The sequence below is a fragment of the Anaerolactibacter massiliensis genome, assembly GCF_900290205.1.
In the GTDB taxonomy this organism is placed as follows: Bacteria; Bacillota_I; Bacilli_A; order Erysipelotrichales; family Erysipelotrichaceae; genus Bulleidia; species Bulleidia intestinalis.
Genome location: NZ_OLMH01000003.1, coordinates 45,332 through 57,384, shown reverse-complemented (window position 1 = coordinate 57,384; position 12,053 = coordinate 45,332). Strand labels below are relative to the sequence as shown.

The following is a 12,053-nucleotide window of genomic DNA, read 5'->3' as shown; positions in this document are numbered from 1 at the left end:
CGCTTGTTGCCAGATGTAAATACTTTCAGCGCGATTTGTAAAATATTTGGGCTCAAAAAAATCGGGCTATAACCCGACATCTACATTGCACCCTTATTTTCGACCTTGCACCCTTTTTTCATGCGCACATTCTGGAAATGTTAAATTGTATCATTTTCGGTCGGATGTTTTCATACAGCGTCCTGACATTGCCCTTGTCGGCTTCCAGAATGTCTTCCTCATTGGCAAAAAGCATATTGACGGAAAGCCTTACGATGTCACGAGGGGTCATGAAATCTTCGGCATCCTCCGCAATCTCATCGCCGAACTTCTGGATGAGGTGTTCATAGATGTTCGTCATGTCTCTGTCGGAAACAACATCTGTTCCAAGGTCAATGGCGCTGAACTTCTTGCATACTTCATAGAGCAGGTTCTTGTTGTCCAGCTTGGAGCAGACGCTTTCAAAGTCAAACGCCTGGAAGATTTCACGGACGTTCGGGCTGAAAGACTCCACATAGGTCTTCATGGCTGCCAGAGTCTGGTTGCCGATGGTCTTCAAGCGGATTGGCGAGATATTGTAGAAGGAGTAGCCTGAGACAGTGCAGTACTTGTCATCCTCATCGCCCCATTCGTTTTTCTTCTCTTCATACTTGGCAACCACCGCATCCCTGGTTGGCTCCAATGCACATTCAAGCCTTCTCAGAAGGGAGAACGGCAGTACAATCTTGTTGTAATCCTTGCGGTCAATCGCATCCCTCGCATAGTCCGCAATGTTCCATATCATGCTTTCAATCGTTGATGTTTCAGACATATCTACACCCCTCAGAATATACTTACCTACCTATATTATAGGTGCTCTTAGTGTCATTTCAACCAGTTATTTAATCAAGAACACATAAAGCTATGGAATATTTCATGTGAATGTATTATGCTCAGTACAGGATGGACAGACGATATGAAATTCAACGTTAAGCTGGCTGCCTCGGAGCAGGATTACCTTGAAAAGCAGTATAAGGAATACATTGAGAAGACTACCATGACTGATAAGGAACGGAATGCTCTGAAAGAATGGGTCATGGATGGCAACAGCCCTTATGACAATCCGATGGGACTATGGAAAGACAGTTTCCATCCGGTTGAGTTTCTGGAAGTGTATCGTGACGAGGAATACATCGAGGAACACACCAAAGGAATGGCGGCAGAAGACCGGAACAGATACGCTGCGGAATACTATGGATTCTCTACGTCTGAGGGACAGTAACAGACGCTCATAGGCCACACGGTTTGCAGTGATGCAGCCATGTGGCTTTTATTGTGCCAAATTGTCATTTCCGCCAGTCACTTGTTTTTGACTGGTCTCCATGCAACCATCAATTTCCACCAGTGGCACATTTTCATGTATCTGGCAGAGCAAAAGAAAAGAGCCTGGCTTTCCACCAGACTCCGATATTCGTCATAAAGGCATAGTTTCGGATTTCCACCGCTTATTTAGGATAGCCGGTGTTATTGTTGTTCACAGATCCATCCTCATTCACATTGCCAGCATTATTTGTTATCTTAACTACGTTTTATATGGGTGTTTATGGTGCTTCACGTACCTGTGTGCTTTACGTGTCCGGAACGATATGTTCATATGGGAAATACGGTGCGACGACATATATAAGGAACGTTTGTACCGCTCCTGTTGAACTGTCTGTTCATCACGGTCCGGCTGTCTATGACTGTCCTTCGGCAACCATTGCTTCGCTGATCTCTCTCTTGTACTTGTAGTAGGTAGGCCCGCTGATACCAGCCAGCTTCATGACATCTGCATCCTTGAGCTGCCCGCCAAACGTCTTGCTGTACTTGCGGATGGCTTCCGGCAGGCTTCGTCTGTAAGGACGGAGGGAGAACTCCTCTGCCTTTGCAAGTCTGTTATTCATGACTCATGCTCCTTGAGAAGATCTGCCCCGCCCTGTGCTTCCAGGAAGCGGTACGCCTTCTTGAGTACTTCGGCATCGCTTGGAAATGTCAGGACGGTCTGTGCTTCGTTCAATGACAGCCATTTCATGGCAAGGACTTCCTTCTTCTGCACTTGTTCCTTACCGCCGTTTGGCACGCCGGTGAAGAAGACGACTTCCTTGTCCGTGTTTTCCTTCAGGCGGTAATGGGTTGTCTCCCGGAAGCCGTTGAGAAAGCGTGTCTTCACGCCGGTTTCCTCCTGTACTTCCCGGAAGGCAGTCTGCCGTTCGGTCTCGCCTGTCTTCATATGTCCCTTGGGAAAGCACCAGTGTCCCTGGTGCTGGTGGATCAGGAGTGTCTGTATGTTTTCATCCTGCATGCGGAAGAGGATCACACCGCAGGATTTTTCCTTTCCTGGCATCAATGAAGCCCTTCCTTCCTGCTTCTGATTATACCTTATTGTCAAAGTCTGTGATGATTCTAAAAAGGATGCTGCTTTCACTGTGCACCAGACCATCCATAGGCAACAGGTTCAGCCATTATGCCATGCAAAAACTTTGTCCAATCATCTGTCCACTTTGCTTCATCTTCAAAATCATCACTTCTTTCCGATATAATCTGTACTACTGAATTGCAATGCTCGGATGCATGGGAGGTAAAAAGATGGGGCGGTTTTCTGATCTTTTAAGCGGATACATGAACAGGCAGGGAGCGAAGGCTGCCGATCTTGCCGTCAGCTGCGGCATGAACCGTTCCATGATGTATAAAATCCTGCAGGGAACAAGGAACTTGCCCAGCCTTTCGCTTATTGAACAAATCGGTTCTTTCCTGCGCCTTTCCGAGACAGAAAAGGAAAGACTGAAGGAAGCTTACACCATGGATGAAGACGGTGAATTCATTGTCAGACGCAGAAAGTCCATAGAGGACATGCTGAAGGCCATGCCTGCTGATTCTGGTACATTTCCGCTCAAGGCATCCATCAATATCACCTTCCCGGCAGATATCCCGGATATCGTACCGTTGTCTTCCGAAGAACAGATCAACGGGATTCTCTTCAATATCCTGCTGGCTGAAGCCGAAAACGGGCATAACGGGATCCGGATCTTTTCGAATGTTCTGCGTAATGCAACGCTGAACTCCCTCCTCTACATCCTTGCCAATCATCCGGAGACTGGCTGTGAGCACATCATCAGCTTCTCCAAATCACGTTCTGAAGTTATTCCTGAGGAGCACAACCTGACCGCCTTCTCCAGAATCATCCGCTGTGCCACCATCAACAGGCAGTACAATGCCTATAGTTTCTACAGTGCCTCTGCCGGTGACAATGATCTGATCGCCGATTTCTCCACCTTCTTCATCACGCAGGAGTATGTCCTTACCTGCGCCAATGACATGAAGTCTGCCATTCTCTGCCATTCCAAGGAAATAACGGAATTCTATGGCAGAATCTGGCAGCACCTGAAGGAGCTTTCCACACCGGTGATCTCACGCTTTAACGGCGCTTCCAGCAGCCTTTCGTTTCTGGCTGCTTCCAACCAGCCGGGGGGGGACGAACTGGTCCGTCTGGAACCGTTTCCCTGCCTGTTCGGTCAATGTGATGAAAAGCTGATTGATGAAGTCATGATCCAGGATATTCCGGAACGGAGTGCATTTCTCAGGAATGTTTTAGGCATTCTCACAAACTACCGTAAACAGCTCAACAATCCTGAAAGCCATATTTTCAGCATTCATTCTGTCAGAGGCTTTCGTAAATTTGCCATTTCCGGCATCCTGCCGGAGATTCCGCGTTCCTTCTACACACCATTCAACCATGACCAGAAAATACGACTTCTCAATAACTACCTCAACCATCTTGACCAGATGAATGTCTGTTTCATGAAGGAAGAAAAGACCACCCTTGCGGACTCAATCTGCCTGACGCTTGTCAGGAACACCGTATCCCTGCAGGTTGTTGATGCCACGGGTCAGCCCCTTGGTCTTTCCATAAACGAGCCAGGCCTCTATCTGGACTTCAAGGATTATACCGGCAGCCTGCTCAAGGATCCCTCCCTCTTCATGTCCAAGGATCAGGTCAAGGAATATATTACATATCTGATTCATCAGAACTGAAAACACCGCCTGTTGCATGTGCGGTGTTTTCAGTTCTCAGATTGTCATCCGGCCTACTGGAGCATGAACATTTTCTTCAGTTCGGTGGTGTCAATGAAATCATTGGTATTCACACCAAGGCCATCATTGAATGTTGCAAGCTGATCAACAAGCTCCCCGACAAGTGGTGCCACGATCTGATAGGTCTGCTGAATTCGTTTTGGAGACTGGTCGGCGGCATCGACCCAATTGTTGGAAGAATCCACTTCCTGGACCTTGACAGAGACAACCTCATATTCTGCATTCAAATGGATGAATAGGCCGGTGTCCTTATGCATTGCCATGATCAGGTAAGCATCATCCGGACTGTTGAAAATCTCCCTGACACCAAGTCTTGTTTCATTAATGGGATCGTCAAGAATCACTGTACTGGACTTGTCACCTATCTTTGTCTGCTCAACCAGATCCCTGAGCGGCCAGCCGGTATCCGGATCGGTATCCTGGCTCAGATGGCTGAGTCTTGCATAGTTTTCCTCCGCCATACTGACGTAAGAATATTCATAGCCGACTGAAGTATTTCCAGCCTGTACGCCACATCCTTCCATACCATCCTTGGATCCATCAATCACAGAATCCCATGTGCAGCTTGTATTATAGCTGACCATCACCTCAGTGAAATCCTTCACAGTCCCCTTGATCCGGAAGACCATTCCGACCAGTTCAGGTGCTTCGTATTCCTTCTCTTTTTCCTCGTACTTCTCAGAATCCGGTTTCTTATCATGGGCATACTGAATCAGCTCCTGGGCATTGTCATCTTCGTCTCTTTGTTCAAACTCCTTAACGCTATCCAGTGTTGCATCCTCATCATCCGGATCCAGATCAAACCGTTTCTTGTCGTACTCAAGCTCCTTTTTACCGTCAGGATCAAGTTCATCATGGTGCTTACGGAGCCATTCCAGCAGTTCATCAATGAGATCCTTCAGATCTTTGGAATCTTTTTCTCCATCAGCCTTTTCTGCAGCATCTGCAGTTTCCTTGCTGTCGGCATCAGCGTCAGCTGTTTCAGCTGCATCGGTTGTATTGTTGTCTGTTTGTTCTTCGATGAGCTCGATCAGCTTTTCCATTGTTTGCACGGCATTTTCATAATCATCCGTATCTGCATAAATATGGCTCAGCTTGTAAAGGCCCGATGTATTCTCCGGTACGGCTTCAGACAGACTGGTAAGAACGATGATGGCATCATCCGTGCTGCCCTGGTCCGTATAGGCATCTGCCAGTGTCAGGTAAGCTTCCGCCTGCTTCGGATCAATTTCAATTGCCTCTTTCAGGTACGTGACTGCCTCTTCATAATTTCCTGCATTGATGCTTTTGAGTGCCTTCTCATACAGACTGGCATAACTTTTCCCACAGCCTGCCAGGCTCAGCACCATCATGCCTGCAAGCAGGCATTCCAGAATTTTCTTCATTGTATTTCCCTTTCCTTGCTGTAAAAGAACTGCAGCAAGATCCGCTGCAGTTCTTGTCCATGTACCTTTTACATCAGCACCAGATGGTCTCCATTGAGAACACCGTAGTCTACCAGTGAACAGTCCCTGCTCATGATCAGGTTTCTGTTTCTGATGCACAGGATTTCATTGTCTGAAGAGATGAACGTTCCGCCAGACTGTTCTTCCACCATCATGGAAAGAAGCTCGATGACCTTGCCGATGCACAGGTCATCGGGAATATTCACTTCATAATCCTTCTGGATGGAAGGAACCTCTACATCAACCAGGATCTTCTGCATCATCGTTCTTCCTTTCCTGTTTAACTGACCATGCCGGCAAGACGTCTGCCTGCAGCACGCAGATTCTCCGCTTCAGCTGTTCTGCTGGTATCCAGAATCTCCGGAATTTCCTCCAGGACACGCTTCCGTTCCTTCAGATGCGCTGCCAGCTTCAGGAATTTCGCCGCGCCTTGACTCATATCTGCGCAAGCCTGTGGGTCATCCTGCTGGCTAAGCCTGGCAGCTCTCTGCAAAGAATCTGCAATCTGCTGTGCATACCGGATCTCTTCATCAATGGTATCAAGGTGTTTTTTCAAACCTTGATATTGAAGCTCTATGAACATGAATTACTTAACGCCAAGCTTGTCCACTGCGTTTGCAATACCATTGGTCAGAGTGCTGACAACCGATTCATCCTCCATCTGCTTGACAACCTCCTGGTATGTCTGGATGGCGTTATTGCAATAATTCTGTGCATTCTCAACTGCCCTGATTTCAATATTCATGGAATTCAGATAAGCTGCTGCCTGGTCATCATCCCAGAAGTGACTGTTCTCAAGCTGGCTTTTCAGTTCCTTTACTCTTCCAAGTTCTTTATCCAGTTCTTGATAGTAAGCACCAAGCTTGTCGAGAGACTGCTGATACTTCTTCTGCGGATACTTAATATACAAATCTGAAAGCTTGACTGCTCCACTGATCATCAATTTTGCAACTTCTACTGCCCCTGACATAATTGTCTACCTTTCAATTTTCCTTTCTATCGCTCAACAATAAAATCAAAGATGAAAGTCCTTGCCCAGCTGCTGGACGGATTCCTTCGCATTTTTTGCACGATTGATATTCTCATTTATAATCTTGATCAGACTTTCACCAATCGTCTGGAATGTCTTTCCCAGATCGTTCCATGCCTTTGTCTCCGTATCAGCGACTGCTTGAAGCGCCTTCATGATGGAATCATTCTCCTGACCGGTCGGATCCTCGACAACCTTATTGATTTTTGCCAAAGTACCCATAAAATCCATCTGAACCTGATTCTTGGCGTCAACCCATGCCTTTGCTGCTGCTGCGTCGAACTGCTTGTTTTTCGTGTTTGCATTGTCCATATTTTTTCTCTTCCTTTCTGTTTGCGATTATTACCAATGCACTGTTAATCTATGTTCTTCTTCATCCGATCCGTTTTAGCTTTTCAATCACCCCTTTCGTCTGGCGTACTTCTTCCTTCACTTCATTCCGATACGCTTCAAAGATTTCTCCTTTCAGGCTTCTGTTAAGCTGATGCGGGTCTTTCTCAAGCAGATCGATCAGCTTCTCTGACTGCCAGACTGCACGCTGCAGTTCTTCCATAGCCTTTGGATTCATCCGTCACGATCCTCGAAAATCGGTGCAAAATCGCTGTCCTGTGTTTCTTCATCAGCTAACTTTCCAAGCAGGAACCGCATTTTATATGCTTTGTTCTGGATATATACATAGCCTGTTTCAGCGGTGTCCGACGGATCCTGATTTTCATCAAAGTAGGTTGCGATTTCCTGGGAGCCGTATCTGCCGCCGCCAAGCAGGATGAAGGATCCCCTGGCAATGTTCACGATGAATTCACCTTGAATATGATCCGCATCCTCCGGGAGCTGCATTGGAACCAGATAAATCTGATACAAGGACATGATCTGCAGCAGTGGAGTAAAGAGATCCATCAGTCCATGTGCTTTCTTCAGTTTTTCCGGATCAGCAGGCTGCACTGTTGCTGCATGTTCTTCATCCTGTGATGAATTCTCAGCTGTCTGCTTTGCCTCCTCCTGTGCCTTTTCATATTTCATCTGCTGGGCAATGGTCCGGTTTGCCTGATTGGTTAAATCTGCCAGATCACCCATTCCTTCAAACAACACGAAGTCCGGCTTCATGCTTTCATGAATCAGTTCTTTATCCTGATGCAGCAAAAGCTCCTTCAGGTATGCATTTCGGTCAGAATCCCGCAATGTATTCCAGCTTTCAATATTCATTCCGTTTTCATCACAGAACTGATGCCGCAGATCCTGTTTTCTCTGAATTTCCTGTATCAGGCGGTTCAGTAGTTCGCCAACCTCATCTGCTGTGCATCCGCATGCATCCTGGATCACCTGTCCTGCTTCTTCACTCAAAGGTTCACTGCCTGGAAGGAACAGACTGCCGCTGTTTCTTCTGACGACGTGTACGATACCGGCATTGTAGGCTATTGCATGAAACAGGTTTTTCAGTATTGCTCCTTCAACCTGATGGCTGCCTGCATAGATGGCCAGGTTGTTCAGCTGAACCAGCGGCAGAGCAGCTGGCTTTCCATCCTTGATCCGATAACCCAAAGGAATTCTTCCTGGCTTGTACTTTCTGGTGAATTCCTCATAAGTCTCATCGCCGGAAACCACCGTGATCTTCTCCGCAGGCTCTTCCATCCTGCCCGCTTTCAGTGCACGGAGATATTTTCTGACGGCAGTGGTTCTTTCTGCCTCATTCTTACTGTCCGCAAACAGAATGCCCGGCTGCATTTCATCCGTTCTCTTTTCGTAAAGAATCATGGCACGTCCGGGTTTATCCGCAGGCATGTACTTCACGCGGACATCAAAGATTTCCTGAAAGTCATAGGGAGTATTCAGACGGAAGGCGATGGTATGCGATATTTCCTGTTTCAGACGGTAGCTCACATCGTTGAAGCGGACAGCTGTCACAATGAAGCGGATGCCATAGGTCGTACCTTGCTTGACATAGTGATCCAGGACATCCAGGCATCCCTGGGCCTGGGGGTTCTGCTCCATTCCCTGGAGATTATCAATCACCAGAAGAATGAGCGGCAGGCGCTTCACCTGACGGGCAGAAGCGAAGTCATTGACGCCGAGCTCCTCAAACATATTCTTTCGTTCAGCGATCTTCTGATCGAGCAGCTTGAATACCGCAGGTACGTAATCATATTCTTCATCAGTCAGTACCGCACCGCACTGTGGGAGGTCATGAAACATCTTCAGGCCTCTGCTGGAGTAGTCCAGGATGTAGTATTGAATGTCCTCTGATGTATATTTCGTGCTCAGAGATAACAACAGGGATTGGAGGAAGATGGTTTTACCGGAACCTGATTTACCAAGAGCCAGGACGTTTCCGTCCTTGATCATGTCAATGTCATAGCGCGCCTGCGTCTGTGTGGTCGGATCGTCAAACATACCGATATTGGCAATCAGGCTTCCATCTTCTTCTTTTTCCTGAATCAGATCCTGCAGTTCCAGCACACCAGGCATCGGTGCTTTCCAGAGAGGCCTTGAGTGATAGTCCATCTGATCGGCAATGCCGGAAAGATACTTCACAACAGCAGTCAGCTGAGTGCCCTGCTTGCTGAGCTTCTTCTCGAACTTCACGTTCCGGATAACCTCGCCGACATCATCGATCAGTTCGATGTTCTCATCCCCGGTCTGCTGATTCTGGGATGGATCTGCCGGTGTATAGTCAGCGCCGCTCCAGGCAGACTGGCCAAGGGCAAAGTACTCGTTATATCCAACCTGCAGATAGAAACGGCCAACATCCTTGAGCTCTGCAGCATCAGGACGCTTGATCATATCATCACTGTCACCTTTATCCTGAACCTTCAGGCATACCTGGAATTTGGTATTGGAACGGATCTGATCATTGACGACACCGCTCGGCTTCTGAGTCGCAAGGATCAGATGCACACCCAGGGAGCGTCCGATGCGGGCGGTCGATACCAGTTCATCCAGGAAGTCCGGCTGCTGTTCCTTCAGTTCAGCAAACTCATCGGAAATGATAAACAGATGCGGCAATGGGCCAAGTTCCTTGATCTTTCCACTGCGGTATAGTCTCTGGTAGTCATAGATATCCATCGTTCCTTCTTCCGCAATGCTCTTGGCTTTGTTGAAAAGGCGCTGTCTTCTCTGCAGTTCTGAATGCAGGGAAACCAGGGAACGATTGATGGCAGAACCATCAAGGTTGGTGATTGTACCGACAAGATGCGGAAGATGAATCCCTCTTCGCTGATCCTCAAAGGCACCGGCAAGACCGCCGCCTTTGTAGTCAATCAGAAGAAAGGCGACTTCATCCGGACTGTAGGTAATAGCCATGGAAAGAATATAGGTAATCAGGAATTCCGACTTTCCGGAACCGGTCATGCCGGCAACCAGGCCATGAGGTCCCTGGTATTTCTGATGGAGATCCAGCATGAACAGGTTTCCGTCTTCACCAACGCCGACCGGTGCAGCCAGTGTCTTCACCGGGTTGCTTTCCTTCCAGCGCTTCCAGACGTTGAGATCTTCCACCCTTCCGACCTGGAACATGTTCAGGAACTTATAGGATTTCGGCAGTGCATAAGCTTTGGAGCCTACCTTCAGCTGCGTATTGGCAATGACATGCATGCTTCTGGCTGCGAGTGTCTGATCATAGCCATCCGGAATGAATGTCTCATCCGGCTGATCCAGGTCGTGCAGATGCTGTAGGGTTACTTCATTGGTTCCAAGGGTAATCAAGGAACTGCACTCCTTCGGCATGTCCTCATAAGCACACACAAAGGAAACCCCATAGTCATATGGCGACTGCATGATCTGCTTGAGCGTACCAACACAGTCCAGAAGACGCCGGCTTGTACAGAAAACCAGATACTGTGGGTTCTTTCTGAGATTGTCTTCATTAGGCTTTGGCTTGGAAAGGTCTTCATCAAACCGCTTTCTGAGATAATCACCGACCTGGTAAGCTTCAGCGTCTGTTACCGCAAGCAAGCGGATGCTTTTCTGATCATCCCAGAGATGCGGCAGATACCTGACAAATGCCAGCTTCTCCAGCTCCTCCGGTTCCATGAGGAACACCATCTTCACTTCGTCGTAGCTGAATAGGGAAGCAGCTCTCATCACCATGCGCTTGAGGAACTCAATGCGCATATTGTAGGCCGCCGCGCGGGAAACGGTGGTATCCGCTGTAATGCCGACAACGCGGTCTTTCTTCAGGTCAACGAAGACCGGAAAATTCTTCAGTTCGTACTTCGCCTCTGCGACATCGTACATCTGCTTTTCCAGTTCGTCTTCTTCCAGATCGAGTTCACGCGGGCGATAAGAAAGCTCTGCCATCATCTTCCTGGTACCGCGTCCAACGCGCAGCTTCAGAAAGTCGTCGTCAGTTTTTCTTCTTTCCCACAGTCTCTTTCCACCAAGGGAATAGTTGAGAACCGTATCAAGATCCGGATAATTCTCATTGAAGACGGACTGTTCCTTCTCTAGCTCATCTGCAATTTCCTTCCGTTTGTCAGCCAGGTATTTTGTATAGACGAGAATTCTTCTTTCTTCGTATTCCTTGATCTGCTTCTCCGAGAAATGATTCTGGAAAAGTGGAAAAATCATGGAACTGAGGCTCCAGAGATAGCTGCCATACATCATAGACATGGCACTCATGGCTAATGGCGAGCCGATTCTGAGAGCCAGCGGAATCCTGTTATTTCCCATGGGCATCGGCGGCTGCTCAATGGAAATCTTACCAGCTTTAAAATGCTTCCGCCTTCGTGGCAGACGGTTGTAGAGCTCCTTTTCTTCCTTTTCCGCTGCACCGATTACACCAGCCTTCTCCGGTTCCAGCTTCACAAGGCTTCCACTTATGTGGATCTGCGGGTTTCCATCATTGATGGACAGAACACCTGGGCCGGCAATGATCTGCAGACCCATGATGCTGACCATGTCGCCCATGGCAAGCCTCACCTGGCTTCCGGCAGGAATCTGCCTGCCGTTGACGAATGTCCCGTTTGCAGATTGATCATCGATCAGGATCCATGCATGGCCATCGTATCCCATCTTTGCATGGTCTCTGGAAATCATGGTGGCATTATAGACAATATCATTCGTACTTTCGCGGCCGATGCTGATGGAACGGCTGCCGGACAAGGAATAATTATGATAGACAGAGCAGTTCCGCATGGATTCCTCTGCATAGAGCAGATAGCTCTCCCTGCTGCCTGTGATGCGGTAGCTGCACTGGTGGTACAGCTCGCCCTGCTTCCGGTTGTTTTCCAAGGGATTGGTAGTGATGCGATAGTTCCTGCTGCAGTTAACATACCAGGCACTTCCATCCGTCTCCAGCCAGATTTCCGCAAAGTCATGATGCGTCTGAAGATCTTTGAAAACGCCTTTTCCGCGCGGTGGATAAGAGAGCCATTCAGAATACATGCATCCAGATCTGGAAACCAGGAAAACATTCATTCCAACAGGGCCGTCGGTATGGAGTTCTTTATTTTCTTTTCTGCTTGCTTCACTCACTGTCATCTTGTTCCCCTTTC

12 protein-coding genes are annotated in these 12,053 nt (G+C 48.0%); 2 read left to right on the top strand and 10 right to left on the bottom strand.

Annotated elements, in window-relative coordinates:
* Nucleotides 1-118: 118 nt before the first annotated feature.
* A complete protein-coding gene (locus C7E00_RS14345) occupies nucleotides 119-790 on the bottom strand; it encodes a type I restriction-modification system subunit M N-terminal domain-containing protein (RefSeq protein ID WP_105305023.1) in 672 nt (223 codons plus the stop codon).
* Between the two features lie 144 nt (nucleotides 791-934).
* Here C7E00_RS14345 and C7E00_RS14340 point away from each other — a divergent pair, with 144 nt between their 5' ends.
* On the top strand, nucleotides 935-1,240 hold the full coding sequence (locus C7E00_RS14340) for a hypothetical protein (RefSeq protein ID WP_105305022.1): 306 nt from the start codon (nucleotides 935-937) through the stop codon (nucleotides 1,238-1,240).
* A 454-nt stretch (nucleotides 1,241-1,694) separates the two neighbouring features.
* Here C7E00_RS14340 and C7E00_RS14335 read toward each other — a convergent pair whose 3' ends face one another.
* Nucleotides 1,695-1,901, bottom strand: a complete 207-nt coding sequence (locus tag C7E00_RS14335) for a hypothetical protein (protein ID WP_105305021.1) — start codon at nucleotides 1,899-1,901, stop codon at nucleotides 1,695-1,697.
* The gene (locus tag C7E00_RS14330; RefSeq protein ID WP_167836626.1) at nucleotides 1,898-2,341 is read right to left on the bottom strand and encodes a bis(5'-nucleosyl)-tetraphosphatase; all 444 of its coding nucleotides are present in this window, start codon (nucleotides 2,339-2,341) and stop codon (nucleotides 1,898-1,900) included. Before C7E00_RS14330 ends, C7E00_RS14335 begins: the two co-directional genes overlap by 4 nt.
* 242 nt (nucleotides 2,342-2,583) lie before the next feature.
* Between C7E00_RS14330 and C7E00_RS14325 the strand changes: the two genes are divergently transcribed.
* Nucleotides 2,584-4,029 (top strand): helix-turn-helix domain-containing protein, encoded by a 1,446-nt coding sequence (locus C7E00_RS14325; RefSeq protein ID WP_105305019.1) that lies wholly within the window; start codon nucleotides 2,584-2,586, stop codon nucleotides 4,027-4,029.
* Between the two features lie 53 nt (nucleotides 4,030-4,082).
* On the opposite strand, the gene C7E00_RS14320 is transcribed toward C7E00_RS14325, so the two are convergent.
* The 7 genes from C7E00_RS14320 to essC all read right to left on the bottom strand — a co-directional run bounded on the left by C7E00_RS14320 (nucleotide 4,083) and on the right by essC (nucleotide 12,039).
* Nucleotides 4,083-5,474: a tetratricopeptide repeat protein gene (locus C7E00_RS14320; RefSeq protein ID WP_105305018.1), complete on the bottom strand. Its 1,392-nt coding sequence runs from the start codon at nucleotides 5,472-5,474 to the stop codon at nucleotides 4,083-4,085.
* 68 nt (nucleotides 5,475-5,542) lie between these two features.
* Nucleotides 5,543-5,797 (bottom strand): EsaB/YukD family protein, encoded by a 255-nt coding sequence (locus C7E00_RS14315; RefSeq protein WP_105305017.1) that lies wholly within the window; start codon nucleotides 5,795-5,797, stop codon nucleotides 5,543-5,545.
* A 17-nt stretch (nucleotides 5,798-5,814) separates the two neighbouring features.
* Nucleotides 5,815-6,090: a hypothetical protein gene (locus C7E00_RS14310; protein WP_105305016.1), complete on the bottom strand. Its 276-nt coding sequence runs from the start codon at nucleotides 6,088-6,090 to the stop codon at nucleotides 5,815-5,817.
* Between the two features lie 30 nt (nucleotides 6,091-6,120).
* Nucleotides 6,121-6,474, bottom strand: coding sequence for a hypothetical protein (locus tag C7E00_RS14305; RefSeq protein ID WP_135358249.1), 354 nt, complete (start codon nucleotides 6,472-6,474; stop codon nucleotides 6,121-6,123).
* Between the two features lie 75 nt (nucleotides 6,475-6,549).
* The gene (locus C7E00_RS14300) at nucleotides 6,550-6,876 is read right to left on the bottom strand and encodes a hypothetical protein (protein WP_105305014.1); all 327 of its coding nucleotides are present in this window, start codon (nucleotides 6,874-6,876) and stop codon (nucleotides 6,550-6,552) included.
* A gap of 61 nt (nucleotides 6,877-6,937) precedes the next feature.
* On the bottom strand, nucleotides 6,938-7,132 hold the full coding sequence (locus C7E00_RS14295) for a hypothetical protein (protein WP_105305013.1): 195 nt from the start codon (nucleotides 7,130-7,132) through the stop codon (nucleotides 6,938-6,940).
* Nucleotides 7,129-12,039 (bottom strand): type VII secretion protein EssC, encoded by a 4,911-nt coding sequence (essC, locus tag C7E00_RS14290; RefSeq protein WP_105305012.1) that lies wholly within the window; start codon nucleotides 12,037-12,039, stop codon nucleotides 7,129-7,131. Before essC ends, C7E00_RS14295 begins: the two co-directional genes overlap by 4 nt.
* Nucleotides 12,040-12,053: the final 14 nt, after the last annotated feature.

Coding starts and splice junctions, on each gene's coding strand:
- C7E00_RS14345 (WP_105305023.1), bottom strand. CDS start 790: ATGTCTGAAACATCAACGATTGAAAGCATGATATGGAACATTGCGGAC.
- C7E00_RS14340 (WP_105305022.1), top strand. CDS start 935: ATGAAATTCAACGTTAAGCTGGCTGCCTCGGAGCAGGATTACCTTGAA.
- C7E00_RS14335 (WP_105305021.1), bottom strand. CDS start 1,901: ATGAATAACAGACTTGCAAAGGCAGAGGAGTTCTCCCTCCGTCCTTAC.
- C7E00_RS14330 (WP_167836626.1), bottom strand. CDS start 2,341: ATGCCAGGAAAGGAAAAATCCTGCGGTGTGATCCTCTTCCGCATGCAG.
- C7E00_RS14325 (WP_105305019.1), top strand. CDS start 2,584: ATGGGGCGGTTTTCTGATCTTTTAAGCGGATACATGAACAGGCAGGGA.
- C7E00_RS14320 (WP_105305018.1), bottom strand. CDS start 5,474: ATGAAGAAAATTCTGGAATGCCTGCTTGCAGGCATGATGGTGCTGAGC.
- C7E00_RS14315 (WP_105305017.1), bottom strand. CDS start 5,797: ATGATGCAGAAGATCCTGGTTGATGTAGAGGTTCCTTCCATCCAGAAG.
- C7E00_RS14305 (WP_135358249.1), bottom strand. CDS start 6,474: ATGATCAGTGGAGCAGTCAAGCTTTCAGATTTGTATATTAAGTATCCG.
- C7E00_RS14300 (WP_105305014.1), bottom strand. CDS start 6,876: ATGGACAATGCAAACACGAAAAACAAGCAGTTCGACGCAGCAGCAGCA.
- C7E00_RS14295 (WP_105305013.1), bottom strand. CDS start 7,132: ATGAATCCAAAGGCTATGGAAGAACTGCAGCGTGCAGTCTGGCAGTCA.
- essC (WP_105305012.1), bottom strand. CDS start 12,039: ATGACAGTGAGTGAAGCAAGCAGAAAAGAAAATAAAGAACTCCATACC.